The following is a 24,324-nucleotide window of genomic DNA, read 5'->3' as shown; positions in this document are numbered from 1 at the left end:
GTTTGGTTGAGAACAGATACGCCGATGACCTATAACAAAGATTCAGCGCGCAAAGATACTGAGCAGGTCCGCTCCTGGGAACTGCCTTTTGTCGAAGATGAAACCGAAACTGAGCCGGATAAAACCAATGCCCTGAATCGGACCAGTGGCTGGAAATACGAGCCTCCGGAGGTGGAAGAGGAAGTCTTGCCGCCCACGGCAAAGGAGATAGAGGAAATCCGTCACAATGCCTGGCAGGAAGGTTTCGAACAGGGCCGCAGTGAAGGGTTTGACAAAGGTCATCAGCAAGGTCTGGAGCAGGGACTGGCAGAAGGTACCGAACAGGGGTTAGAACAAGGTAAAAGCGAAGGTCTGGCGGCCGGTAAAGAACAAGTGGATGAACGGGTTTCTGCCTGGCAACAACTTATTGAGCAACTGGTTCAACCGGTAGAGCAGGTGGACGCCCAGCTGGAGAAGGAACTGGTGCAACTGGCTGTTTCACTGGCAAGGGCCGTGATCCGCACCGAAGTGCAGACTAACGAGAAGGTTATTTTCCAGGCCCTGAGCGAAGGACTGAAGGTCTTACCCGTGCAGGACAAGGGTTATCAGATACATTTGCACCCAGAGGATATCCAGCTAATTCGTGAGCATTTCTCAGAGCAGGAAATTGAGTCTCATCATTGGCAGTTGATAGAAACGCCGGATATGACCCGCGGTGGTTGCGACATCGTCACTCAGAACAATGCCGTGGACGTGTCTGTTGAGCGGCGGGCCCGGCAGGTGCTGGACAAATTTTTATTGGAACAGGGACTGTCTGCAGGTAGTAAACAACAGGACTGAAGGCTAAATGGCTGTATCGTTGCTTGACAGAATCCGCAAATATCAGCATCAGGTGCCGCAGGCGCCGACCGTCGCCGCCGGTAAGCTGGTGCGCGGCATCGGACTGACACTTGAAGCCGTGGGATGCCAGATGCCCGTCGGCAGCCAATGTCTGGTGCAAACGGTGGATGGTGAAATCGAAGCCGAAGTAGTGGGTTTTGCCGAATCCGTCACCTATCTGATGCCCACAGAAGCCGTCAGGGGTATTGTGCCGGGTTCAAGGGTACAGCCGCTGGATCGCGAACCGGGTATCCCGGTAGGTATGGAGCTACTCGGCCGGGTGGTGGATGGTAATGGCAATCCCCTCGACGGACTGGGCGCCATTGTGCCGGAAAAACGTATTCCGCTCTCTCGTCCCCCTATCAATCCTTTATTGCGCCGTCCTATCAAACAGGCACTGGATGTGGGTGTCAGAGCCATTAATTCACTGATCACTGTAGGTGTGGGTCAGCGAATGGGGCTGTTTGCCGGCTCCGGTGTGGGTAAAAGTGTGTTGCTGGGTATGATGACCCGGGGCACCTCAGCCGATGTGGTGGTGGTGGGTCTTGTGGGCGAGCGGGGACGCGAGGTCAAAGAATTTATTCAGGATATTCTTGGTGAAGAAGAGCGGCAGAAATCTGTGGTGGTGGCCGCTCCCGCTGATACTTCACCACTGATGCGCCTCAAAGGCTGTGAAACGGCCATTGCCATTGCCGAGTATTTTCGTGATCAGGGCATGAACGTGCTGCTGCTGGTGGACTCATTGACCCGTTATGCCATGGCACAGCGGGAGATCGCTCTGGCTGTGGGCGAGCCGCCGGCGACCAAAGGTTATCCGCCTTCGGTATTTGCCCGCTTACCGGCATTGGTAGAACGTGCAGGTAATGGCAGTGGCAGCCAAGGTGCCATCACCGCGTTTTTTACCGTGCTTACCGAGGGTGACGATCTGCAGGATCCGGTTGCCGATTCCGCCAGGGCCATTCTCGATGGTCACGTTGTATTGTCGCGGCGACTGGCAGACAGTGGCCATTATCCGGCGGTGGATGTTGAGGCCTCTATCAGCCGGGTCATGCCAATGGTGGTGAGTGCTGAGCATGAAGCGGCCGCAAGGCGTATTCGCCAGGTATACTCTACCTATCAGCAAAATCGTGATCTGATCAGCATAGGGGCCTATACCCAGGGTAACGACCCCAGAATTGATCTGGCGATCAAGGCGGAACCGGTGATCAATAAATTTCTGCAACAGGGCATGAAAGAAGTGTTGCCCTATGATGAAAGTCTGGAGCATATGAGCCAACTGGCGAAGGGGTTAGGTGATGTCAACTAAACAACTGGAGCAGGTGGCACAATGGGAACAGCGCAAAGAAGACAAGCTGGCTCAGGATTTCTATCTGGCGCAGAAAAATGTACAGGAGAATCAGCGTAAGCTGACCGGCCTGCAGAGCTATCGGCTGGATTATTTACGTCAGTTGCAACACCGTGCAAACAAGGGCCTCGGTGCCATGTCCTTTGGCCAGCACCAGGCCTTTATCGATAAACTCGACAGTGCCTGTATTCAGCAAAGCCGGGTGTTGGCTCAGGCCAGAGCTGCCGCCGAGCAGCGCAAAGCCCTGTGGCTGAAACAGCAACAAAAAAGAAAAGCGGTTGAAATGCTGATTGATAAAAAACGTCTTCAGCAAACCCAGCGTGAAGACAGGCTGGAACAGGCCATGCTTGATGAAATCGCCACCCAGCGCTTTGTCCGCAAAGCCTCCAATCTATAATCACTGCCAATCTCAAGACTGTGGAACACTATTTGCAAAACACTCTTTACTAAGCACGCTATAAGGTTTCATAAGAACACCTTTTCGGGTGCGGTGGAATCCGGGATTTGCTTGCAGCCAGGCGCGATCCAAAGCCTTTTAGGACGCCGAAGCTGAGTGAATCACAGAACAATTACTGATAAGCGAATAGGCCCATGATGCAACATATTGCCGTAGTCCGTCCTGAAATTGCCGCCAGCTCTGTTGAGACAGGTAAGATTGGTATGCCGCCACGGCAACAGGAAGGGTTCTCCCGTCACCTGGAGCAACACCAGCAGCGGGACGCTCATGAGTCGCGCAGCCAGAATGAGCGGCAGGCAGCGCAACGTCGCCCGGATGCTGACAATAAACGAGTCGACAATTCGTCCACCAGAGCGGTTGATGAAAAGCCCTCCATGGAAAACAAGAGAGAGCCTGCTGCAGACAAACCGGTCCGCAAAGAACCGGAAGAGCCCTCAGTACAGGCAAAGAAATCCAGTAAAGAAGCTGTTGACCACGACAGTCAGGAATCCGTTCAGAACAAGAACGATCAGCCTCAGCAGCAGGTGAAAAAGGATTCTGATAAGACTGCAGACGTTGCCGATAGTAGTGACGATATTAAAGCGATTACAGAGAATGACGCCGCTGAAGATAAACAGGCTGAGGAATGGCTGGCACTGGTGCACAAGCTGGTGAATAAGGCTCAGACGGCACAAGCAGATGAGAATGCTGAAGGTTCTGGCGCTGAATTAAGTGATAAGCACAAAGCCTTACTGGAACAGCTTGGTCTGGACGCAGAGAAAGTATTGCAGCAGGCTGAGGAAGCCGGAAAGCTGGCGGAGCTGAAAGCCTTGTTGCAGGGAAATATGGATAACCCTGAGAAAGGCCGGCAGGAATTGGCATTAGAACAGGTGCTGGCGCTGTTGTTGACCGATGAAAAAGGACCAATAGATGATGATGCCCCGGTTGCGCAAAATCACGCACTGGGTCTGAAATCAGCCGGGGACCCGGCGCAGCATAAAATCTCTGCGGTTTCTGAGTTGAGCAATGAGCGTCTGCTGGATTATCAGCAGCGTCAGGATAAAAACGCCGGGCAGAGCAAGGATATGATGGCATTACTCAGAGAAGGCAGTGATGAAGCCAGACAGGCGATGGCACCTGCTGTCTCTGAGTTGAGTGACAACGACAAGCTGAAATCAGCCACAGCCACGAAAGACGGCAAAGAGACAAATCCTCTGCAACAACTGGCCCGCTTACCCGAACCAGCTTTGGATAAGGCGTTACAGAATCTGGCCGAGCGATTGCCGCTTAAAGACAGCGATCCTGTTGTGATTAACAGCTTTATCGATAATCTCAAAGCCGGTATTGAGGAGTTCAAACAGCAGCGCTCGCAAGGTCGTGAACCGGGGCTGGATTTACAGAGCCTGGTAAGCCGGGCATGGGCTGGCGAAAGCGAACTTCAGCAAGGTCAACAACAAAGTGTGTTGCAGGCAGTGAAACAATTTGGTGAAAGCCTGTCTGTGGTTTCACCTGCAGTGCGTAGCGAAATCAACCCGGCATTTGCCGTATCTGCCGCCGCAGAACGATTGGGTGGACAGGAAGCTCAGGTCGCTTCTGAGACGACTAAAGCGGCTCCGAATATTGTTATGGAACGGGCGGTAAATATAGCCCGGCCAGAAGCCGCCGGTCAGTTAGCTGAGCGGGTCAGAATGTTGGTGAATCAGGGCAATATGAGTGCGGATATTCGCCTCGATCCGCCCGATCTCGGTAGTATGCAAATCCGTATCAGTATGAACGGTGAGCAGGCCAGCGTTAACTTTGTGGTGCAATCTCAGCAGGCCAGAGACATGCTTGACCAGGCGGTGCCAAGACTCAGGGAAATGCTGGCTGAGCGAGGTATTGAACTGGGGCAGTCTTCTGTTGAACAGCAGAAAAAAGACGGTAGCAGCGGTGATACTGGGGGACAGAGCCAAATGGCCAGTGCTGAAGCAGACGAAGAGTTAATCGAACAACAATCCGTTCAGGGCCAGGAGATCAGGCTGGCTAATGGTGCATTGGGCGGTATTGACTACTTTGTGTAAAAAAGAAGTTTGCCTTACAGGGTGTCCGTTGCGGATAATGAAGTAGTGATGTGATTCTAGCGGGAAGATTATGGCTGAAAAAGAACTGGAACTGGAAGACGGCGGTAAAAAGAAAAAGCTGATACTGATAGCCGTGATCGCTTTGGTGTTGGTTGCCGGAGGCGTCGCAGCCTGGTTGTTTATGGGTAGCAATGATGAGGCCGTTGCTGAACAGCCGATGAGCAGCACTTCTGCCCCATCTGGTGATACTGCTTCCGCCGCTGCGCCATCGCAGGCCGGAACCGCTCTGTATGTGGCAATGCCCAGGCCTTTTGTGTTTAATGTGCCGGGTTCAGAAAGGGATCGTATTGTCGAGATTAAGGTTCAGTTATTGGTGCGCGGCTCCGATAACGAAGAAACGGCCAAGATGCATATCCCCCGAATTGAGGGCACGTTACTCAAAGTCTTCAGTTCAGCCAATGCCGATGATCTGGTCACCGAGGCCGGTAAGGTGGCGATAAGGGAGCAGGCTGTCAAAGAAGTCAAAGCGGCAATGAAAGAAATTACCGACCGGGAAGTGGTGTCGCAGGTGCTGTTTACCGGCTTTGTCATGCAATAGGAAACTAATGTGAGCGATCTATTATCACAAGACGAAATTGATGCCCTTTTACATGGTGTCGATGATGTAGAAGAGGAAGATGTCGAGTCGTCAGAGTCCAGTGGCTCGGCACTTGAATACGACTTTTCCTCTCAGGATCGTATTGTTCGCGGTCGTATGCCGACCCTTGAGATCGTTAATGAGCGTTTTGCCCGTCATATGCGGGTCAGCCTGTTTAATATGATGCGTCGCAGTGCCGAGGTGTCGATCAATGGCATCCAGATGATCAAATTCGGTGAATATGTGCACACCCTGTTTGTGCCGACCAGCCTGAATATGGTGCGCTTTCGTCCCCTCAAAGGGACCGGACTCATCACCATGGAAGCCAGATTGGTGTTTATTCTGGTGGATAATTTTTTCGGTGGGGATGGCCGCTATCACGCCAAGATTGAAGGTCGCGAATTCACGCCCACAGAGCGGCGGATCATTCAGATGCTGCTGAAACTGGTGTTTGAAGATTACAAAGAAGCCTGGTCACCGGTGATGGATGTGTCTTTTGAATACCTGGACTCAGAAGTGAATCCGGCCATGGCAAATATTATCAGCCCTACAGAAGTGATCGTCATCAGTTCATTTCATATTGAGCTTGATGGCGGCGGAGGCGACTTCCATGTGGCGTTGCCATATTCGATGCTCGAGCCCATCAGGGAGTTACTGGATGCCGGTGTTCAAAGTGATAAGGAAGACACGGATCTGCGCTGGAGCAAGGCGCTGCGGGACGAAATTATGGACGTACAGGTGGAAGTGTCTGCCAGTTTACTGGATGTTGACCTGACCCTGCAGCAAATCATGGAACTAAAAGAGGGCGATATTATCCCCATAGAAATGCCCGAACATGTGGTGATGTATGTGGAAGACCTGCCCACATTCCGCACCAAGATGGGCCGTTCAAGGGATAATGTGGCGCTGAAGATCACCGAGAAGATCCCACGACCCACATCGGTTAAATCAGAATTGCAGTTACTGACTAAAAATGGTCGCCGTCTGGATAGTGACGCCGAGTTGGCGAGTCTGGAAGATGATTTGTAAATGCCCCGGCTGATTAGCCTGGGCTGTTATTGAAAGAGATGAGGTAGCGTATGAGCACCGAAGATGATGACAAAAAAGATGACGAGATGGATGACTGGGCGGCTGCCATGGCGGAGCAGGCTGAGTCCGAAGAAGGTGACGACGGCGATAAAGCCGGCTCCGAAGAAGATAAGGGATCTGAGGTTCAGGTAGCAGAACTGGACGAATTAGAAGATAAACCTGAAATCAGTAGTGACGAGAAACGTAAACTGGATACCATTCTGGATATTCCGGTCACCATCTCTATGGAGGTGGGACGAAGTAATATCAGTATTCGAAACCTGTTGCAATTGAACCAGGGCTCCGTAGTGGAACTTGACCGGGTTGCCGGCGAACCACTGGATGTGTTGGTAAATGGCACGTTGATTGCTCATGGAGAAGTAGTAGTAGTTAACGACAAATTTGGTATTCGACTCACAGATGTTATCAGTCAAATCGAAAGGATTAAAAAGCTCAGGTAAATCAATGGCTAAGCTGCTGTCTTGCAGCTTGGCCGGATTCACTTCCCCCTCATTCGCCGACAATATTCCGTTAAGCAGTCCCGCTGACTATGTGTCAATTTTACTGTCATTAGTAGTGGTAGTCGCTCTGGTTTTCATGCTGGGGTACCTGATGCGACGGTTTAATGTCACTCACAGCGGCAGTGCCCAGTTCAAACTTATCGGCTCCATGTCCGTTGGCACCAAAGAACGGATCATGGTGGTGGAAGTGGGCAAAGAGCAGTTTCTGCTCGGTGTGACCAGCCAGAGTATTAATCATCTGGCGCGTCTGGATACTCCTCTTGATACGCCAGCGGCCGGTGGTGAGCAATTCAGGCACAAACTCAGCCAGTTTATGCAGGGTAATAAAAAGACTCCGGGAGCAACTGATGAATAAGTTTCTGTTGCTGGCTGCAGCCTTGCTGTTACTGATATTACCTGATGTTGCCTGGGCCGATCCCGGTGTCAAAGCGCTGACAGTGACCACCAATCCTGATGGCAGTCAGGATTACACCATGACGCTACAGACCCTGGCGATCATGACGGCACTGAGTCTGATCCCGGCTTTTATCATGATGATGACCTCCTTTACCCGGATAATCGTGGTGTTGTCGATATTGCGTCAGGCTATTGGCCTGCAACAATCCCCCTCAAATCAGATCCTGATTGGTGTGTCGTTGTTTCTGAGCATGTTTATTATGGCGCCGGTGTTCGAGCAGATTAATGAAACCGCCCTGCAACCCTATCTGGATGAGAGTATCACCTCAGTAGAAGCCTACGAGATTGCCAAGCAGCCCATGCGGGCCTTTATGCTGTCGCAGACCCGGGTGAAGGATCTGGAGACCTTTGTGGAAATTGGTGGCTATGAAGGGCAGTTTCAGAGTCCTGAGGAAGTGCCCATGAATGTGCTGATCCCGGCCTTTGTTACCAGTGAACTGAAAACTGCGTTTCAGATTGGCTTTATGTTGTTTCTGCCTTTTCTGATCATCGATCTGGTGGTGGCGTCGGTACTGATGGCCATGGGTATGATGATGCTTTCACCAATGATCGTGGCACTGCCTTTTAAACTGATGCTGTTTGTACTGGTAGACGGCTGGAACCTGATCTTCGGTACCCTGGCTTCCAGTTTTGGTATGGGAGTCTAGCTGATGTCACCGGAAGTCTTTGTCGAAATCTTAAGAGAAGCCCTGCAGATGGTGATTATACTGGTATCGGCCATTATTCTGCCTAGTTTGTTTGTGGGACTCATTGTATCGGTGTTTCAGGCTGCCACCTCCATTAACGAGCAGACTATCAACTTTCTGCCACGCCTGATTGTTACCCTGCTGGCCCTGAGTTGGGGCGGGCACTGGCTGGTCAGTCAGATTATGGACTTCACCTTCACTATAATAGATCGTATCCCCGAGGTTGTGGGTTAACCATGGCTGATACCGGAGCAGGGCAGGGGCGGCACTGATGGAGATTATGGCCGGCACTATTACTCAGTACCTCGCGGATTTGTTACTGCCTTTTATGCGTATCGCCGGTTTGTTTGCTGCTATGGTGGGGATCAGTGCCAAGAGCGTACCCGCCCCGGTGCGGGCACTGTTAACCCTGTTCCTGACCCTGGTAATTATGCCTTTGGTTCCACCCGTGCCTGTAGATGAAATGGTGTCAGTGGGAACCTGGGTATTGGTGTTGCAACAATTGATCATTGGCATGGCCATCGGCTTTATTTCTACTATGGTGTTAAACACCTTTATAATCGCCGGCCAGATAGTGGCGATGCAGACAGGCCTGGGTTTTGCCTCTATTGTGGATCCGGTCAACGGCATCAATGTACCGGCCGTGGGCCAGTTTTATCTTATTCTGGCGACGCTGTTATTCTGGGCTCTTGATGGCCATCTGACCATGATCCGCATGATTGTGATGAGTTTTGAGGCATTTCCCATAGGGGAGGCCTGGTTTCAGCCCGAACAGTTCCGTGCCCTGGCGCACTGGGGAGGCTGGATGTTTATATCTGCATTGACGCTGTCTCTGGCACCTATCGTTTCTCTGCTGGTTATCAATCTTGCCTTTGGGGTGATGACCAAGGCGGCACCACAATTGAACGTCTTTACCATAGGTTTTGCCATCGCCCAGATTGCCGGGCTGATTATTATCTGGCTGACCATGGATAACTTTACCCATCACTTTGATATGCAGTGGGAACGGGCAACCTTATTTATGTGCCAGTTACTGCGTATTTGTCCTCCTTAGATTATCGCCGGAGTATGTAAAGATGGCTGATGATAGCGCACAGGAAAAAACAGAAGACCCCACGGCGAAAAAGAAACAGCAGGCCGAGAAAAAGGGCCAGATTGCCCGATCCCGTGAGCTGTCAACCACTCTGGTGCTGATAGCCAGTGCCGGCGCGTTGATCTTACTGGGTAAGAGTATTGCCTCTGTGTTGTACCGGATGACCGAGCGCATGTTCTCGCTTTCGCGGGATGAAACCTATGACCCTAACCATATGTTTCAGGCGATGGGTAATATGCTGAATGAGATTGTCGGACCTATTGCCCTGTATATGGTGATTGTGACGGCGGCCGGTATTTACGGCAGTATTGCGCTCGGTGGCTACAATTTTACCTGGCAGGGTGCTGCGCCCAAAGGCAGTAAACTTAATCCCATCAGCGGCCTGAAGCGGATGTTTGGTCCCAACGGTATCGTCGAACTGTTAAAGGCGCTGGCCAAGTTTATTATCGTCGCCGCCAGCACCTACCTGGCACTGGTTTTTTTCTCCGATGAAGCCCTGCACCTGGATATGGAGCTGTATCCGTTAAATGTCATGCATGCGCTGGAGCTGCTGGGGTGGGCTTTCCTGATTATCTGTTGTTCATTGCTGCCTATCGCCGCATTTGATGTGCCCTATCAAAGCTACAAACACAATAAAGAAATGAAAATGACCAAGCAGGAGGTCAAGGACGAGCGCAAGAATGCTGAAGGTAACCCGGAAGTTAAAAGCCGTATTCGTAAGTTGCAGTTTCAGGCTGCGGCCCGGCGTATGATGCAGGAAGTACCCAAGGCCGATGTGGTGGTGACCAACCCGACACACTTCTCGGTGGCGCTTAAATATGATCAGAACGGTAATCGTGCGCCTATTCTGGTGGCTAAAGGCAGTGATGAGCTGGCCATGCATATTCGTAAAATAGCTAATGCCCATGAAGTACCAATCGTCGAATCGCCGATGTTAGCCAGGGCGATTTTCTATACCACTGAGCCAGAGCATGAAATTCCGGAAAAGCTGTTTATGGCAGTGGCACAGGTGCTGGCCTATGTGTATCAGCTTAAGAACTGGCGCAAAGGGCGTGGCAAGCGGCCTAAGCCGGTATCCAAAAACCTGCCGATTCCACCGGAATTACGATACTAGATATCACCACTAACAAAACTAACCGCAGAGACGCAGAGAACGCGGAGATTGAAGTGCTTTCACTCTGATACCTCCGCATTCTTTGCGGCTCTGCGGTGAAAAGCTTTTAAATATCGTGTGCAGTGATCAGTTCGTAAGGCGGGTAATAATACCAATCCACATAGATAATTGCTCGCTCTGAGAGGGCAATTATCTATGTGGATTGGTATAACTCAAAGCAGCTTTTTAAAGTCTTTCCAGTTTATTTTATTGGACAGTAACAACTCGCGCAGACTGAGGGTGCGGGGTTGGGTTTTATTACCGTGCTTCCACATATGGCCACAGCAGGCCGCGCTAAGTGTATTCCTGGCTGGCAGCAACAGTGCCTTTTGCCAGTCTGTTTGCAGCGATTGTTCGCTCTGACCGGTAAAACTAAACCAGCCATGTTTGTTGAGATGCAGTCTGCTCTGTTCTGGCTCCAGCCTGTCGATGCTGTCCAGCTCCAGGTGCAGTATACCCAGATGCTCACAACTGACGGGCAGGGGCATGCCAAAGCAGGCATGGTGACTGAACCATAGACTGAGCTTTTCCGGCTCTACCGTTTTTGGTGGGCGGGCTGATTGCTTAAATTGCCAACTGGCGTTGTGAATATCGATCTGCAGTGGCCCCTGATGCCTGAGCATTTCTTCGGCGGCTTTTTTTATATGATGGCTGAGGCCTTTGAGACGACGCTGTAACAAGGATACATTGGTGACTTTTGCCAACTGCGGCAGCTCTCTTTCATACAGAGCATTACACAGCTCTGCAAAGTGCAGTTGCTGATTGTCGTGGCGAAATATGTCCGATTGATTCTGTTGCATAAAAATAGGGAGCAGAACCTGCCCCCTTGATAGAATCAGGCCTGACCTTTAATTTCCCGGCGACCGGCGTAGGTGGCCTTGTCACCCAGTTGCTCTTCGATTCGCAACAGTTGATTGTATTTGGCGACTCTGTCGGAGCGGCACAAAGAGCCGGTCTTGATCTGACCAGCCGCAGTACCCACTGCCAAATCGGCAATAGTGGCGTCTTCGGTTTCACCGCTGCGATGAGAGATGACTGCGGTATAACCGGCATCTTTGGCCATACGAATGGCTTCAAGGGTTTCTGTCAGTGAACCGATCTGATTAAACTTAATCAGAATCGAATTGGCGATACCATTATCAATGCCACGTTTAAGGATTTTGGTGTTGGTAACGAACAGATCATCTCCCACCAGTTGAACTTTATCGCCAATCTTTTTGGTCAGACTGGCCCAGCCATCCCAGTCACTCTCGTCCAGCCCATCCTCAATTGACAGAATGGGATAACGACGGCTCAGATCGGCAAGGTAATCACCGAATCCTTCCGAGTCAAAGACCTGGCCTTCCCCTTTGAGATCGTACTTGCCATCCTGATAAAACTCGGAGGCAGCACAATCCAGCGCCAGCGTGATATCTTTATCCATCTGGTAACCGGCCTTTTCTACCGCCTCAATGATGACCGACAGCGCTTCTTCATTGGATTTCAGGTTCGGGGCAAAACCACCTTCATCACCCACAGCGGTGCTTAAGCCCTTAGCGTTCAGGACTTTTTTCAGATTGTGGAAAATCTCAGCCCCCATACGCAGGGCCTCACGGAAACTGCCTGCGCCCACAGGCTGCACCATAAATTCCTGAATATCGACATTATTGTCGGCATGTTCGCCGCCATTGAGGATATTCATCATCGGCACCGGCATACTATATTGCCCGGGGGTACCGTTCAGTTCGGCTATATGCTGATAGAGCGGAATATTTTTATCATTTGCGGCAGCTTTGGCGGCGGCCAGTGACACAGCGAGTATGGCATTAGCGCCGAGTTTCTCTTTATTTTCCGTGCCATCCAGCTCCAGCATGATGTGATCCAGCTGTTGTTGCTGTTGCGCATCTTTGCCCAGCAGTGCTGGCTTAATCAGCTCATTCACCGCAGCGACGGCTTTAAGCACACCTTTACCCAGATAACGGGAGGTATCACCATCTCTGAGTTCCAGAGCTTCCCGTGAGCCGGTGCTGGCACCTGATGGTGCACAGGCACGTCCCCAGGCTCCACTTTCCAGATACACTTCTGCTTCTACAGTGGGGTTACCACGTGAATCCATGACCTCGCGGCCAATAATGTTAACAATGTTTGACATCTTGTTGTTGCCTCTGAAATGGATAAGCCCTGTGATCAGGGCGTAATTCTTGGTTGCTGACGCCAGATGGCGAACAGTTAATTATTATTTTTGTGATATTGTCCCGCGGCATGCACAAACCCTTCGAACAAGGGGTGGCCATCGCGAGGTGTAGAGTTAAACTCGGGGTGGAACTGACCGGCCACAAACCAAGGATGATCGTCAATTTCCACTATTTCTACCAAGCGTTTGTCGGTAGATAAGCCCGTAACCTTTAAACCCGCCGCCTCGATTTTCGGACGCAGGTTATTATTCACTTCGTATCTGTGTCTGTGACGCTCGTGGATGGTCTCGCTGCCATACATCTGTTGCACTTTACTGCCTTTGATAAGATGACAAAGCTGACTGCCCAGGCGCATGGTTCCGCCTAAATCTGATTCCTCGGAGCGGGTCTCCAGGCTGCCGTCGGCATCCTGCCATTCCGTAATCAGCCCTACAACGGGATAGGGGCTGTTAGGATCAAACTCGGTACTGTTCGCGTTTTCCATGCCGGCTACGTTGCGGGCGTACTCAATGACGGCTACCTGCATGCCAAGGCAAATACCAAGATAGGGCACCTTGTTCTCACGGGCATATTGTACGGCCATAATCTTGCCTTCCACACCGCGCTCGCCAAAACCACCCGGAACCAGAATAGCATCCAGTTCGGTCAGCAGATCCGTGCCTTTAGTTTCGATGTCCTGAGAGTCAATATATTTAATATTAACGGTCAGACGGTTCTTAAGGCCTGCATGCTTGAGCGCTTCATTAACTGATTTATAGGCATCGGGCAGGGCCACATATTTGCCGATCATGCCGACAGTGACTTCACCATTGGGGTTGGATTCGGCGTACAGTACCTGTTCCCATTCGGACAGATCGGCTTCAGGACATTCCAGACCAAAGCGCTGAACGACCAGTTCATCCAGGCCCTGGGATTTGAGCATCGAAGGAATACGATAAATACTATCTACGTCCCGCAGGGCAATTACGGCCTTGTCATTGACGTTAGTAAACAGGGCTATTTTTGAACGCTCGTTGGAGGGCAGGGGGGCTTCTGAGCGACAGACCAGTATATCAGGCTGTATCCCCACTGAGCGCAGTTCCTTTACCGAGTGTTGAGTCGGCTTGGTTTTTACTTCACCGGAGGCGGCCAGAAATGGCACCAGCGTCAGATGCATGTAAAGGGCCCGTTCGCGGCCGATCTCAGTGCCGAGCTGACGGATGGCCTCAATAAAGGGTTGTGATTCGATGTCACCTACAGTGCCACCGATTTCTACTATGGCGACATCAGCGCCTTCGGCTCCTTCGACAATGCGGCGCTTTATTTCATTGGTAATATGGGGAATAACCTGAATGGTGGCACCGAGGTAGTCACCGCGACGTTCCCGGCGCAACACTTCTTCGTACACCCGGCCAGTGGTGAAATTATTGCGGCTGCTCATACGGGTGCGGATAAAGCGCTCGTAATGGCCAAGATCAAGGTCAGTTTCTGCCCCATCATCGGTAACAAAGACTTCGCCGTGCTGAATCGGACTCATGGTGCCCGGGTCGACGTTGATATAAGGGTCCAGCTTGAGCATGGTCACATTCAGACCCCGGGCCTCCAATATGGCTGCCAGCGAAGCAGCAGCAATACCTTTACCCAGTGATGACACCACACCACCCGTCACGAAAATATAGTTTGTCATTTGAAACCTAAGAAGTAGGGTTGAACAGAAACAGAATACCAGTCAGCGCGCTCAGACACTGTGAAAACAGCACTCTGGAGTTAACTAAGTATCTTCATATCAGGACGGGAAAATAGTATACCCAATAACCCGCTGTCGCTCAATGAATTATTGGCCGACAGCGGGAGTTGGGATTGCCATGACACTATGTCATAAGGCGTGGCTATTTGGTGACTTTGACCTTTTTGGTGGCCGTTACCCGGGTGTGGATCCGGCGATTCTTGCGATGGGCTTCAGCGGTATCGGCGTCATCCAGTGGACGCGTCTCACCATAACCCACGGCTTTGAGTCTGTTAGCATCTATGCCATAACGTTCTATCAGCAGATCCCGCACTGCGTTAGCACGCTGTTCTGACAACGTCTGATTGTAAGCTGCATCTCCCACCAGAGAAGTATGGCCTTCAATCTCAGCCTGAGTATTGGGGAAGCGACGCAGGAATTCTGCAAACTCTGTGAGTTGCTGTGAATCCGGGTTGCTAATTTCGTAGCTGTTGTTGGCAAACAGGATGTCCATCGACGCTTCTACCTGCTCTTCGGTAAAGATACTGCAACCATATTGGTCGACCTTGTCTTCTCTGGGTGTGTTGGCGCAGCGATCCTGCTCGTCATAGATACCATCACCGTCAGAATCTGTTGGTGCAGCGGCTGCCTGAGCGGGCTGCTGCGTAGTTTCTGCCGGTTCAGTTCTGGTTGGCTGATACGAAGATGTTGAGGCGTGGCCAAACTTATAGGCCAACCCCAGTTTAAAGCCGAAATCAGACACATCATCACTGAAGCCATGATAGGCTGCAAATTCACTGATCACTTTCCAGTTTTCGTTTAATTGCCAGTGTCTGCCAATGCCCACATTCACGGGCAGATATCTGTCAGCAATATCCATTTTCTTTATGCCGGCAAACAGATAGGTATGGGTCTGACCAAGAAAGTACAGGGCATCCACACCATAACGGCTGCCTGACTCCTCGTTATTATTGTTTTGATAATCTATGTCCAGATCAGACCATTCAAATCTGGCCGCCCAGCTAGGATTAATGCGCACACCGTACTCGAGGCCAAGCCCATCGCCGTTGTCAAAAGGATTAATGTTGTCCGGATAGTTGTTATCGGTATTATAGTGCTCAATAAAACCGCCTAACCATTGGTCATATTGGTCATTGTCTGCTGCGATGGCCGAAAAGCTCAGTGCAAGCGCCAGTGCCAGTGTTGTTTTTTGCATAATAGTCCCTTGTATCGTGAAATTGTCTAATTATTCAGAGTGATAATATATGCGGCGTTGCGAATAATTATTGTTCCTGTAGCAACCGCCTTTCCTACCGGGCAACGCTGACCTGATTGCGGCCAGACTGTTTAGAATTATACAGGGCTTTATCGGCGCGGGAAACCAGAGAGTCTACAGTGTCTTGCTGCCGATACTCTGTAACACCAAAGCTGGCTGTAACCTTCAGCTCGTCGCCATGCGATTCTTTTGCGATCATGGTACGTATTTTCTCGGCCAGCTCCATAGCCGATTCCTGCCCAATTCCGGGGCAAATCAGCAGAAACTCTTCGCCGCCCCAGCGTCCTATAGTATCGGTTTCCCGTGTATGCTCTTTTAACAACTCCGCCACACGAGTGATGACCTCATCACCTTTGATATGCCCGTATTCATCATTGACCCGCTTAAAATGGTCAATATCAGCCAGAATAACACTTAACGGTGAGTCATAGCGATGGGTTCTGCCTATCTCTCTGGCGAGAATATCATCCAGTTTACGGCGGTTAGAGAGTGACGTGAGGCTGTCGGTTTCACTAAGCTGTTTCATCAGATTCGCCCGCTCCTGTTGAATACGCCCTTCAAGCTTGGACTCAAGCAGATGTTGCTGACGTTCATTTAATTGAACTGTCATCAATTTAAAGTTGTCCTGTAGCTGGTCAATCTCATCAATACCCGTTGTGTAGAGCTGAAACTCATGACCAGTCTCGATATCCGATGTCAGTCGTGATAAAGACTGTATTGGTTGTGCGATCTTCCGCGACAATATGCGGGAACGTCGGGTGGCGGCGTAGATAAATACCATGTAGAAGAGCAGCAGCGCACCTATTGCAATAAAACCGATGCGGATGGTTTGTGCTTCTAAGGTCAGGGCCTCGCTGTAAAGATTCGACTCGTCCACCATGGCGACTACCCGCCAGTCGGTATTTGTCACTGTGGCGCCAAGAACCAGGTATCGTCTGTCATCAATATCCAGAGTCTGGCTTTGTCGGGGGGTATTCAGAAAGTCGGAGAAAAACGCCTTGATGTTATCCCTTCTGAACGATAGCAGGTTGAACTCATCTTTTCGGTCAACAGGCTTTTTCATCAGATCGGAAAAATCCTGACCGGCAATAACATCGACACCCAGGGTTTTATTGATCTGCGGATCAATGGCGAGAATATTGCCTTGTTGATCGAGCAACAGATTACTGGCCTGCCAGGGAAGATCCGGATCTATTACTTTTATAGCCAGCTCAGCGATGGACACATCGATGCCGGCAACGCCTTCCAGCCGCTCAGATGAGTAAACCGGTGCCATAGCGGTAATAATCCAGCCCATGCCGAGGGGATCAAGGTAAGCGTCAGTCCAGACAGGTACTTTATCCGGGTTGTGCTGTTCATCGGCGAGGTAGTAAAAAGGCTGTTCGCGAATATCCATTTGTGGACCGAACAGCTCGGGCAGGTTATCAACAGGTGGGTACAGGCGCACCATGGAATCCCAGGTGTTAAAATAACTCTGCGCGATGATCGGATTGATTTGGGTAATGCCCTGGAGCATTGGCTCTATATGCTCTGACCAATAAGCCTTCTTGATGCTGTCTTCGTTTAGTTCATGCAGGCTGGAGTAATAGAATGCGCTGCTGTCAGCCGGGTCAGGACGATACAGAGCGCCGTTCTGATGAAATGCATAGGTGCCCTTGTCATCAGTATCGATATCAGACTGAGGCTGCTGATACAGATATTCGAGCTGTCGTTGTAACTGCCCTGCATTCCGGCTAACTTCCTGGATGTTCAGATCTAGCTGCCGGGCCTGTTGTTGGGTGATGGTTTTAAGGTTTTCTGTTGCCTGAGCCAGCGCCAGGGCCATCTGCTGTTCAGTAATCAATAAAATGACCGTAAAGTACATTCCAACCAGGGCTGACTCGACAATTAACAGTGGAATCAATACCGACTTCAGATAACTTCGCTGGATAAGCTTACTTAAGGGGATCGACTTCAAACCAGCTATCCTTATTAATCTGTTTGCGTTGCAGCACTTTGCACTGGCATAAAGTATCCGTTATTTCGTTTATGACTCTGCTAGTCCATAGTCACAGTTTATCAAAACATATTTCCAGATAGGCTGAGCCTGCGTCGCTGCTAAATGGAAGGATAATTTTAGGCCCATCCACCTTGTGGGAAATGGTATGCCGTTTGCCCGAGACTACCATGGGAGTTGCCATTTCGAATTCATAGCCCTTTTCTGCCAGCTCATTTTTGGCACCACCTGTTACCATATTGGTGATCTCTCCTACCATATCGGTTACATCCAGATCTATCTTAGCGGGTTTTTCGCCCAGCATCCGCTGCATAATCTCAAGGGCCAGAGCCTCCTCGAAAGTGATAGAAAAGGAACCTCTTATCTGCGGTCCGACCATACCAATTAATCCTGATACATCACCACAGGCCATTTCATCGGTTTTCTTCTTAGGTTTGCCGACTTTCAGCTCTGTCTGTGCCATGGTGGCAAGTACATTGACTAAAGAAGCAATAAAAGGATTGATAAATTCAACATTCATAGTCTCAGGATATCCGTTATTAGCTTTGCTGGCAGAGTGCACATACACCATGGGCTTCGATGGTCTGACTGGAAACTTTAAAACCAAAAGCTCCAGCCTGTGCATCCAGGGTTTCTTTGAGGCCCTCTGATTGTATCTCTTTTACTTCCCCGCAACGGTCACAGATCAGAAACTGTACAGGATGGCTGCAGCCAAAGTGGTGACAGGCAATAAAGGCATTGTTCGATTCAAGCCTGTGCACCAGACCAAATTCGAGTAAGAAATCCAACGTACGATAAACTGTGGCAGGTTTGGCAGAGGTTTCTGTTTGTTTTAATTCATCAAGCAGCTCATAGGCACCGGTAGCGCCTGCCTTTTTGATCAATATGGCATAGATCTTTTCCCGCAGATGAGTAAATCGTGCGCCCTTGCCCTCACAGTACCTTCTGGCTTTTTCAACTAATTGTTCTGACTTCATTTTTTGTAATAATCAGCTGCTTCTTTGAGGTAGTTTAGCACACAGACCGGCGTGAGAAAGTGATGATCTTTGCCTATATTGATGGATAAATAGTTCTGGAAGGATTATCCAAACCGCTGAATTTGTTACAATCGGTTCTTTATTGTTCACCAGAAGAATCCGATTGTACGATGAGCCTGCCTGAGTCCCACTGCATTACCAATACAGATCTGTCTTTTAACCGGATTATTTCGGTGGCGCCGATGCTCGACTGGACCGACAGGCATTTTCGTTATTTTATCCGCCGCATCAGTAAGCATGCCCTGCTTTACACCGAAATGGTGACCACGGGGGCGATCTTGTATGGTAAAGGTGATTACTTGGGTTTTGACGCGCAGGAACAGCCGTTGGCGTTGCAACTGGGCGGATCTGACCCCGGCGCTATGGCCGAATGTGCATTGATGGCACAACAGCGGGGCTACGATGAAGTTAATATCAATGTAGGCTGCCCTTCTGACAGAGTTCAGAACGGACGTTTCGGCGCTTGTCTGATGGCCGAGCCCGAGACGGTGGCCGCCTGCGTCAGGGCTATGAGCCAGGTGGTGAACATACCTGTTACGGTTAAATCCCGTATTGGTGTTGATGATATGGATGAATATCAGCATCTTACTGATTTTGTAAGGACTGTGGCAGAGGCTGGATGTAATACTTTTATTATCCACGCCCGTAAGGCCTGGCTAAAGGGCCTCAGTCCAAAGGAAAACCGGGAGATCCCACCGTTAATGTATGACCGGGTCTACAGACTCAAGCAGGAATTCCCGCATCTTCATATCAGTATTAATGGTGGGGTAACAACTCTCGAACAGGCACAGCAGCACTTACAATACCAGGATGGCGTAATGATCGGCCGGGAAGCATACACCAACCCCTATTTGTTGGCCGGAGTTGATGGACGCTTTTACGGAGACCACCACAGGATAGCGGAGCGGTTTGAGGTGTTGTCTGCAATGGTGACCTATATTGATCGAGAGGTGGCAGCCGGAGCAAGACCCTGGCATATCGCCAGGCATATGCTGGGATTGTTTCAGGGCCAGCCCGGAGGGCGGATTTGGCGACGTCATCTGAGTGAGCAGGGACGCCATGCTACATCCGGTCAATTGTTGTTCGACGCCTATGAACAGATGCAATTAAGACTGGGCTGGAGGGATGATAACAAAGTTGGTTAAACTGACCATGTCATTGGTTAATTTAACCAGCCTGTGACCATCCAGGCCTTTCCTCGCTATAGCTATGCACCCGAAAAGACCGTAAAAATAAGTTTTTTTACCTTATAAAACAAATAGATAAAAATTTTTGACGAACTTGGCACAACTATCGCTATATCTCATGCGACTTAGTTATCAACCCAAGGAGAACGTCATGTCAACTAAACTTACTATCGCATCTGCAGTATTCGCTGCCACCGCTATGAGCACCAGCGTACAGGCTCAGGAAATCTCACTACAGGATTTTGTGGGTCATATGGTGAGCTCGGCCGTCACTGTGACTCAGCATGAAGTCAGGCAAAATGTACAACAAGCAGTAGCCAATACGACTTATTCTGTTTTCAACGCTCCCGGTACATCTGTGAAGATTACGGATTTGGCAGTTGAGAATACTAAGGATGGCCAGAAAGAACCCACTCATAAGCAGGCTGAGTAACACCATGTTAGGTCAGCTAAATCTGATCAGCCTGCTGCTTTTGCCTGTAGTGGCATACCTGGTTGGCGCTGTCGTAATCGCCGCTATCGAGCGATTTATGACCAAAGCGCCAGCCTGTAATAACGGTTTCAGACCCGCCAAATAAGGGAATGAAACCGTTTTTTCCGCTGTAACCTTCAATTCTCACAATATTTCTGCACCCGCATAACCCGCATTTTTTTTGACCCTCCTCTTATCTGCCAATGATTGACTGCACCCAGCGACCTTATCCGGACCTTCTGTGAAGTGAATTATCTATGCGGATCAGTAGACATGGTTAAATCAACCAACGGCTTGGTGAAATTAACCAAAAGAAGTTGTATTTCTGAAAATATTTTTATTCCCTATTTGAGAATCTTTATAAAAAGCCAATAAAAACAATAGAGTAAGTCATTTTCTAAAGTTGGCATAAGAGTTGAAACCTGATTAGTGACAATAGTCATTTTGTTAAATATAAAAACTTAAGCAGGAGAATTAACAATGGGTATGTTTTCAAGAATCAGTGACATAGTGCAGGCTAACCTGAATGCCATTCTCGATAAGGCGGAAGATCCTGAGAAGGTGATACGTCTGATTGTGCAGGAAATGGAAGAGGCGTTGGTTGAGCTAAGAACTATTACAGCTCAGCACCTGGCCAGTAAGAAGGGGCTTCAGCGTCGGGTAGAGAGTGTCACCAGGCAGGTCAACGACTGGCAGGCGAAAGCTGAGCTGGCCATGAGCAAAGATAAAGAAGACCTTGCTCGTTCTGCTCTTGAGCAAAAGTATCAATCGGAAAAGCAACTTGAGCAGTTAAGCGCTGAAATGCAGCAGATTGATGAGTCTCTGCAGGGGTTGCAGTCAGATATCAGCCGCTTGCAGGACAAGCTGAAAGATGCCCGGAGCCGACAGAAAGCCCTGGAGACCCGTCAGCAAAGTGTTTCTGGTCGGTTAAAAGCCAGACAGGCAGTGGACGAACAGAAAATACAACAGGTAATGGGTCGGTTCGAGCAATATGAATACCGGATTGATGATCTGGAGGCCAGGCTTGAAGCTCATGATTTGGTTGGTAACAGCCAGCCACTGGAGTCTGAGTTTGAAAAGATGGAGCGGGAACAATATCTGGACGACGCTCTGATGGCATTGAAAAACAAGACGAATAACAAGGCCGCCTGAACAGGCGGCCACGGGGAGTACCAAGATGAAAACTGTATATGATGACAACCGTATTCGTAAAGATAAGCGCAGAGGCAAAGTTGCAGGGGTGTGTGCGGGCCTGGCAGGGCATTTCGATACCCCGGCCTGGCTGGTTCGGCTGGCGGCAATACTGTGTTTTATTACCTTTCCCATGGCTGTCGCCATTGCGTATATCGTTGCCGCATTCATTCTACCGGATGCCTGATTGGCATCCACAGGAGTGCAACATGAAGAAGCTACTTTTAATCATATTGATAGCTACCGCCATAGTTATCAGCTCCAGTGCGATACTGGACTCGGTGTCGGGAATCTCACTCTATTTCGGAGAAACCTTGCTCAGCCCCGTTCAGACTGTGATCGGAGCAATAGCCGCCGGAGCTGCTTTTATGCTGATTGGCGGTCTGTTGGCTATTAGTCTGCTAAGTGTTCTTTTTATTGTTCTGGCAGCGGTATTTATTGCCTTGTTGGTGGCAGGGATCAGCGCAGTCTGGCCGGCATTGCTACTGGTGTTAGTGATCTACCTTGTGGTCAGAGATAAAAAAACGGCTCAGGGCTACTAGAGATTTCACATCATCTTTTCTATACAGTCATTGGCTTTGACGGGGAATTGCTGAATAATCGGTATACACCGACAATGACCACGGAGTTACCAGACAGATGAAAGCCTTACTGGCCCCATTATTTTTATTTTCAACTTTAAGCCTGGCTCAGGTGGAGGTAAAAGATCCGCTGGTTCGCCTGTTGCCGCCTGGTGTTCCTAATACGGCTGCCTATATGGAGTTGGTAAATACGGCACCTGAGGAACTCAGGCTAACCGGTGCTGAATCTGATGTAGTTGAGCGGATTGAAATCCATGATCATCAGATGCACGAAGGTATGATGAAAATGGTGCAACAACAGGAGGTAAAAATCCCGGCTAACAGTTCTCTGGTATTCAAACCCGGTGGTTTGCATCTGATGATGTTTGGTATCAAAAAGCCCCTTGAAAAAGATCAGGAAGTGATGATTACCCTGACTTTTTCCGATGACAGTGAAATGGAGATCAAGGCTGTTGTTGCTGAACCCGGGGCCAGCAATCCGCACAAACACCACTAATTAAACTCAAGGAGTTGGTCATGAGAGAATATCTGAATCTGAGATGGATATCCCTTGCAGTGGGCATTTTGTTGCTGCTGTTCTACATACTGGCTGTTTACTGGAGCAGCGAGCCTGAGATCTTTGACGTGGATCAGCATGCCAGGACCCGCGCCGAGCAGAATAATCAGGTACTGGTGCCCGGATACACTACCACCAGTACGCTGATCCGTGTGGCCAGTACCCTGATGGATAAGCCTGGAGGGTATCTGTCCAATGATGTGATGCCACCTTCTGTACTGATGGATAATATGCCGGCATGGGAATTTGGTGTGTTGGAAATGGTGCGGGATCTTGCTCTGGCGATGCGTAAAGATCTCAGCCGCTCCCAGTCACAATCTTCAGAAAACTCTTATCTGGTAGAAGCACAACCCAAGTTTAATATTGACAGCCGCAGCTGGATATTGCCTTCGGCAGAGTCGCAGTATGAAGACGGTATTCAGGCATTGCAGCGTTACCTGGATAACCTGGCCAATCCGGCGGTCAATGACAGCCAGTTTTATACCCGGGCCGACAATCTGCGTGACTGGTTGCGTCAGGTTGAAAAACGTATGGGCAGTTTGTCACAGAGATTAAGTGCAAGCGTTGGACAAAGCCGGTTGAATACAGACCTTGCCGGTGATGCCGAAGCGCGACAATCAACGCCCTCTGAGCGTGACAAATACACTAAAACCAGTTGGTGGGAACTCGATGATGTGTTTTATGAGGCTCGCGGTGCCAGTTGGGCGCTTCTGCATCTGCTAAAAGCCGTAGAGACAGATTTTGCTGATGTGCTTGAGAAGAAAAATGCTGCTGTCAGCCTGAAACAGATCATCCGGGAACTGGAAGCCACTCAGCAAAGTATCTGGAGCCCAATGATACTCAATGGTGGTGGCTTTGGTATGATGGCCAATCATTCTTTGGTGATGGCGAATTATATTTCCAGGGCCAATGCGGCACTGATCGATCTTAACGACCTGCTTAATCAGGGATAATTGCATGAATAGAAAAATTATTGCGACAGCTGCTGTGGTGGCCTCGTTGTGGATGCCGGTACAGGCCGATACGCTCTTAGGACTTTATGTTGGTGCACAAGCCTGGCGCTCAGATGTTTCCGGAGGGTTCGGTAATAGCAGTGCAGTCACGGATTTTGACTTTGAACAGGAAACAAACAGTAGTCTGTATGTGGCGCTGGAACATCCTGTGCCGTTGCTGCCAAATATAAAAATTCGCCGGGAAACCCTGAATAGTTCGGGGGCCACCACATTGGATACAGATTTCACTTTTGCCGGTCAGACCTATCCGCAAGGTTCTGCGCTGGCAATGGGCGGTGATATCGACAGCACCGATTATGTGCTCTATTACGAGATTTTTGACAATGATTTAATCAGCTTCGATCTTGGCCTCAATGCCAGGGATCTGGATGGAAGAATTGATGTAAGTGTTGCAAGTGACAGCAATGCCATGTCCTCACAGGCATTCAGTGGCATTATTCCGCTGTTGTACACCCGGGTGCAGGTCGGTACGCCTGTAGGGGGGCTTGGATTCGCCGCACAAGGAAGTTTTCTGGCTATAGATGACAGTTCGCTGTATGACTACCAGGCCGCACTGACTTACCGTTGGCTGGATAACCTGGCTGTGGATATGACCTTTGAGTTGGGGTACCGTGCACTGCGTCTGGAACTGGATGATGTAGATAATCTTTATACCGACATGGAATTTAAAGGGCCCTTTGCCGGTGTTGAAGTGCATTTTTAATGGTTGCAGGTGGCCGATCCCGGCCACCTGCAACTGCTCTGACTAAGTGTAAAGTTTATATGAAAATATAAATTAAGCACTTTCTGTAATAACGCATTTGAATTTATTCTTTCCTGTTTG

At 49.8% G+C, this 24,324-nt stretch carries 28 protein-coding genes; 21 read left to right on the top strand and 7 right to left on the bottom strand.

All coding sequences use genetic code 11. From position 1 onward, the window contains the following. The first annotated feature begins 24 nt into the window (after positions 1 to 24). The 12 genes from fliH (at position 25) to flhB (ending at position 10,274) form a co-directional block, all read left to right on the top strand. The gene (fliH, locus tag AT746_RS12655; RefSeq protein ID WP_062480844.1) at positions 25 to 819 is read left to right on the top strand and encodes a flagellar assembly protein FliH; all 795 of its coding nucleotides are present in this window, start codon (positions 25 to 27) and stop codon (positions 817 to 819) included. Between the two features lie 7 nt (positions 820 to 826). After that, positions 827 to 2,164, top strand: coding sequence for a flagellar protein export ATPase FliI (fliI, locus tag AT746_RS12650; protein WP_062480842.1), 1,338 nt, complete (start codon positions 827 to 829; stop codon positions 2,162 to 2,164). Continuing rightward, positions 2,154 to 2,600, top strand: coding sequence for a flagellar export protein FliJ (gene fliJ / locus AT746_RS12645; protein WP_062480840.1), 447 nt, complete (start codon positions 2,154 to 2,156; stop codon positions 2,598 to 2,600). Before fliI ends, fliJ begins: the two co-directional genes overlap by 11 nt. A 194-nt stretch (positions 2,601 to 2,794) precedes the next feature. Beyond that, a complete protein-coding gene (locus tag AT746_RS12640) occupies positions 2,795 to 4,699 on the top strand; it encodes a flagellar hook-length control protein FliK (RefSeq protein ID WP_062480838.1) in 1,905 nt (634 codons plus the stop codon). 70 nt (positions 4,700 to 4,769) lie between these two features. Continuing rightward, a complete protein-coding gene (fliL, locus tag AT746_RS12635; RefSeq protein ID WP_062480835.1) occupies positions 4,770 to 5,297 on the top strand; it encodes a flagellar basal body-associated protein FliL in 528 nt (175 codons plus the stop codon). A gap of 9 nt (positions 5,298 to 5,306) precedes the next feature. Next, positions 5,307 to 6,365: a flagellar motor switch protein FliM gene (gene fliM, locus AT746_RS12630; protein ID WP_062480833.1), complete on the top strand. Its 1,059-nt coding sequence runs from the start codon at positions 5,307 to 5,309 to the stop codon at positions 6,363 to 6,365. Between the two features lie 50 nt (positions 6,366 to 6,415). Continuing rightward, positions 6,416 to 6,865 carry a flagellar motor switch protein FliN gene (gene fliN / locus AT746_RS12625; RefSeq protein ID WP_062480831.1) on the top strand — a complete coding sequence of 150 codons (450 nt, stop codon included), beginning with the start codon at positions 6,416 to 6,418 and terminating at the stop codon, positions 6,863 to 6,865. A 4-nt stretch (positions 6,866 to 6,869) separates the two neighbouring features. Then, positions 6,870 to 7,280, top strand: coding sequence for a flagellar biosynthetic protein FliO (gene fliO / locus AT746_RS12620; protein ID WP_082633260.1), 411 nt, complete (start codon positions 6,870 to 6,872; stop codon positions 7,278 to 7,280). Further along, positions 7,273 to 8,028, top strand: coding sequence for a flagellar type III secretion system pore protein FliP (fliP, locus tag AT746_RS12615; protein WP_062480829.1), 756 nt, complete (start codon positions 7,273 to 7,275; stop codon positions 8,026 to 8,028). The genes fliO and fliP overlap by 8 nt, the downstream gene beginning before the upstream one ends. 3 nt (positions 8,029 to 8,031) lie before the next feature. Further along, positions 8,032 to 8,301 (top strand): flagellar biosynthesis protein FliQ, encoded by a 270-nt coding sequence (gene fliQ / locus AT746_RS12610; protein WP_062480827.1) that lies wholly within the window; start codon positions 8,032 to 8,034, stop codon positions 8,299 to 8,301. A gap of 37 nt (positions 8,302 to 8,338) precedes the next feature. Further along, complete coding sequence (gene fliR / locus AT746_RS12605; RefSeq protein ID WP_062480825.1) at positions 8,339 to 9,121, top strand: flagellar biosynthetic protein FliR; 783 nt, start codon at positions 8,339 to 8,341, stop codon at positions 9,119 to 9,121. A gap of 22 nt (positions 9,122 to 9,143) precedes the next feature. Beyond that, entirely contained in the window at positions 9,144 to 10,274 is a 1,131-nt protein-coding gene (flhB, locus tag AT746_RS12600) for a flagellar biosynthesis protein FlhB (protein WP_062480823.1), read from the top strand. 212 nt (positions 10,275 to 10,486) lie between these two features. Here the strand turns inward: flhB and AT746_RS12595 are convergent, their stop codons facing one another. The 7 genes from AT746_RS12595 to AT746_RS12565 all read right to left on the bottom strand — a co-directional run bounded on the left by AT746_RS12595 (position 10,487) and on the right by AT746_RS12565 (position 18,441). Beyond that, the gene (locus tag AT746_RS12595; protein WP_062480821.1) at positions 10,487 to 11,113 is read right to left on the bottom strand and encodes a hypothetical protein; all 627 of its coding nucleotides are present in this window, start codon (positions 11,111 to 11,113) and stop codon (positions 10,487 to 10,489) included. A gap of 35 nt (positions 11,114 to 11,148) precedes the next feature. Then, positions 11,149 to 12,444 (bottom strand): phosphopyruvate hydratase, encoded by a 1,296-nt coding sequence (gene eno, locus AT746_RS12590; protein ID WP_062480819.1) that lies wholly within the window; start codon positions 12,442 to 12,444, stop codon positions 11,149 to 11,151. A gap of 77 nt (positions 12,445 to 12,521) precedes the next feature. Then, complete coding sequence (locus tag AT746_RS12585) at positions 12,522 to 14,153, bottom strand: CTP synthase (protein WP_062480817.1); 1,632 nt, start codon at positions 14,151 to 14,153, stop codon at positions 12,522 to 12,524. Between the two features lie 202 nt (positions 14,154 to 14,355). Next, positions 14,356 to 15,408: an OmpA family protein gene (locus tag AT746_RS12580; RefSeq protein ID WP_062480815.1), complete on the bottom strand. Its 1,053-nt coding sequence runs from the start codon at positions 15,406 to 15,408 to the stop codon at positions 14,356 to 14,358. Between the two features lie 94 nt (positions 15,409 to 15,502). Then, positions 15,503 to 17,425: a diguanylate cyclase gene (locus AT746_RS12575; RefSeq protein WP_062480812.1), complete on the bottom strand. Its 1,923-nt coding sequence runs from the start codon at positions 17,423 to 17,425 to the stop codon at positions 15,503 to 15,505. 91 nt (positions 17,426 to 17,516) lie between these two features. Beyond that, positions 17,517 to 17,984, bottom strand: coding sequence for a chemotaxis protein CheX (locus AT746_RS12570; protein WP_062480810.1), 468 nt, complete (start codon positions 17,982 to 17,984; stop codon positions 17,517 to 17,519). A gap of 19 nt (positions 17,985 to 18,003) precedes the next feature. Continuing rightward, positions 18,004 to 18,441: a transcriptional repressor gene (locus AT746_RS12565; RefSeq protein ID WP_062480808.1), complete on the bottom strand. Its 438-nt coding sequence runs from the start codon at positions 18,439 to 18,441 to the stop codon at positions 18,004 to 18,006. 170 nt (positions 18,442 to 18,611) lie between these two features. Here AT746_RS12565 and dusA point away from each other — a divergent pair, with 170 nt between their 5' ends. From dusA to AT746_RS12525, 9 genes are all read left to right on the top strand, one after another. Then, on the top strand, positions 18,612 to 19,646 hold the full coding sequence (gene dusA / locus AT746_RS12560) for a tRNA dihydrouridine(20/20a) synthase DusA (protein WP_062480806.1): 1,035 nt from the start codon (positions 18,612 to 18,614) through the stop codon (positions 19,644 to 19,646). Between the two features lie 193 nt (positions 19,647 to 19,839). Further along, a complete protein-coding gene (locus AT746_RS12555) occupies positions 19,840 to 20,121 on the top strand; it encodes a hypothetical protein (RefSeq protein ID WP_062480804.1) in 282 nt (93 codons plus the stop codon). A gap of 4 nt (positions 20,122 to 20,125) precedes the next feature. Beyond that, positions 20,126 to 20,266, top strand: coding sequence for a hypothetical protein (locus tag AT746_RS19840; RefSeq protein WP_156413687.1), 141 nt, complete (start codon positions 20,126 to 20,128; stop codon positions 20,264 to 20,266). Positions 20,267 to 20,640: 374 nt separating this feature from the next. Further along, positions 20,641 to 21,312 (top strand): phage shock protein PspA, encoded by a 672-nt coding sequence (gene pspA, locus AT746_RS12550; RefSeq protein ID WP_062480802.1) that lies wholly within the window; start codon positions 20,641 to 20,643, stop codon positions 21,310 to 21,312. A gap of 25 nt (positions 21,313 to 21,337) precedes the next feature. After that, positions 21,338 to 21,538, top strand: a complete 201-nt coding sequence (locus AT746_RS12545) for a PspC domain-containing protein (RefSeq protein WP_062480800.1) — start codon at positions 21,338 to 21,340, stop codon at positions 21,536 to 21,538. Between the two features lie 22 nt (positions 21,539 to 21,560). Continuing rightward, positions 21,561 to 21,893, top strand: a complete 333-nt coding sequence (locus tag AT746_RS12540) for a hypothetical protein (RefSeq protein ID WP_062480798.1) — start codon at positions 21,561 to 21,563, stop codon at positions 21,891 to 21,893. Positions 21,894 to 21,990: 97 nt separating this feature from the next. Beyond that, positions 21,991 to 22,428, top strand: a complete 438-nt coding sequence (locus AT746_RS12535) for a copper chaperone PCu(A)C (RefSeq protein WP_062480796.1) — start codon at positions 21,991 to 21,993, stop codon at positions 22,426 to 22,428. 20 nt (positions 22,429 to 22,448) lie between these two features. Beyond that, a complete protein-coding gene (locus AT746_RS12530) occupies positions 22,449 to 23,441 on the top strand; it encodes a DUF2333 family protein (RefSeq protein ID WP_062480795.1) in 993 nt (330 codons plus the stop codon). A 4-nt stretch (positions 23,442 to 23,445) separates the two neighbouring features. After that, complete coding sequence (locus AT746_RS12525; RefSeq protein ID WP_062480793.1) at positions 23,446 to 24,204, top strand: TIGR04219 family outer membrane beta-barrel protein; 759 nt, start codon at positions 23,446 to 23,448, stop codon at positions 24,202 to 24,204. Positions 24,205 to 24,324: the final 120 nt, after the last annotated feature.

The organism is Lacimicrobium alkaliphilum (assembly GCF_001466725.1).
Classification (GTDB): Bacteria; Pseudomonadota; Gammaproteobacteria; order Enterobacterales; family Alteromonadaceae; genus Lacimicrobium; species Lacimicrobium alkaliphilum_B.
This window is presented reverse-complemented; position numbering and strand designations above follow the sequence as displayed.

Excerpts from the sequence above, each read along its gene's own strand:
- fliH (WP_062480844.1), top strand. The coding sequence starts at position 25 with ATGACCTATAACAAAGATTCAGCGCGCAAAGATACTGAGCAGGTCCGC.
- fliI (WP_062480842.1), top strand. The coding sequence starts at position 827 with ATGGCTGTATCGTTGCTTGACAGAATCCGCAAATATCAGCATCAGGTG.
- fliJ (WP_062480840.1), top strand. The coding sequence starts at position 2,154 with ATGTCAACTAAACAACTGGAGCAGGTGGCACAATGGGAACAGCGCAAA.
- AT746_RS12640 (WP_062480838.1), top strand. The coding sequence starts at position 2,795 with ATGATGCAACATATTGCCGTAGTCCGTCCTGAAATTGCCGCCAGCTCT.
- fliL (WP_062480835.1), top strand. The coding sequence starts at position 4,770 with ATGGCTGAAAAAGAACTGGAACTGGAAGACGGCGGTAAAAAGAAAAAG.
- fliN (WP_062480831.1), top strand. The coding sequence starts at position 6,416 with ATGAGCACCGAAGATGATGACAAAAAAGATGACGAGATGGATGACTGG.
- fliO (WP_082633260.1), top strand. The coding sequence starts at position 6,870 with ATGGCTAAGCTGCTGTCTTGCAGCTTGGCCGGATTCACTTCCCCCTCA.
- fliP (WP_062480829.1), top strand. The coding sequence starts at position 7,273 with ATGAATAAGTTTCTGTTGCTGGCTGCAGCCTTGCTGTTACTGATATTA.
- fliQ (WP_062480827.1), top strand. The coding sequence starts at position 8,032 with ATGTCACCGGAAGTCTTTGTCGAAATCTTAAGAGAAGCCCTGCAGATG.
- fliR (WP_062480825.1), top strand. The coding sequence starts at position 8,339 with ATGGAGATTATGGCCGGCACTATTACTCAGTACCTCGCGGATTTGTTA.
- flhB (WP_062480823.1), top strand. The coding sequence starts at position 9,144 with ATGGCTGATGATAGCGCACAGGAAAAAACAGAAGACCCCACGGCGAAA.
- AT746_RS12595 (WP_062480821.1), bottom strand. The coding sequence starts at position 11,113 with ATGCAACAGAATCAATCGGACATATTTCGCCACGACAATCAGCAACTG.
- eno (WP_062480819.1), bottom strand. The coding sequence starts at position 12,444 with ATGTCAAACATTGTTAACATTATTGGCCGCGAGGTCATGGATTCACGT.
- AT746_RS12585 (WP_062480817.1), bottom strand. The coding sequence starts at position 14,153 with ATGACAAACTATATTTTCGTGACGGGTGGTGTGGTGTCATCACTGGGT.
- AT746_RS12580 (WP_062480815.1), bottom strand. The coding sequence starts at position 15,408 with ATGCAAAAAACAACACTGGCACTGGCGCTTGCACTGAGCTTTTCGGCC.
- AT746_RS12570 (WP_062480810.1), bottom strand. The coding sequence starts at position 17,984 with ATGAATGTTGAATTTATCAATCCTTTTATTGCTTCTTTAGTCAATGTA.
- AT746_RS12565 (WP_062480808.1), bottom strand. The coding sequence starts at position 18,441 with ATGAAGTCAGAACAATTAGTTGAAAAAGCCAGAAGGTACTGTGAGGGC.
- dusA (WP_062480806.1), top strand. The coding sequence starts at position 18,612 with ATGAGCCTGCCTGAGTCCCACTGCATTACCAATACAGATCTGTCTTTT.
- AT746_RS12555 (WP_062480804.1), top strand. The coding sequence starts at position 19,840 with ATGTCAACTAAACTTACTATCGCATCTGCAGTATTCGCTGCCACCGCT.
- AT746_RS19840 (WP_156413687.1), top strand. The coding sequence starts at position 20,126 with ATGTTAGGTCAGCTAAATCTGATCAGCCTGCTGCTTTTGCCTGTAGTG.
- pspA (WP_062480802.1), top strand. The coding sequence starts at position 20,641 with ATGGGTATGTTTTCAAGAATCAGTGACATAGTGCAGGCTAACCTGAAT.
- AT746_RS12545 (WP_062480800.1), top strand. The coding sequence starts at position 21,338 with ATGAAAACTGTATATGATGACAACCGTATTCGTAAAGATAAGCGCAGA.
- AT746_RS12540 (WP_062480798.1), top strand. The coding sequence starts at position 21,561 with ATGAAGAAGCTACTTTTAATCATATTGATAGCTACCGCCATAGTTATC.
- AT746_RS12535 (WP_062480796.1), top strand. The coding sequence starts at position 21,991 with ATGAAAGCCTTACTGGCCCCATTATTTTTATTTTCAACTTTAAGCCTG.
- AT746_RS12530 (WP_062480795.1), top strand. The coding sequence starts at position 22,449 with ATGAGAGAATATCTGAATCTGAGATGGATATCCCTTGCAGTGGGCATT.
- AT746_RS12525 (WP_062480793.1), top strand. The coding sequence starts at position 23,446 with ATGAATAGAAAAATTATTGCGACAGCTGCTGTGGTGGCCTCGTTGTGG.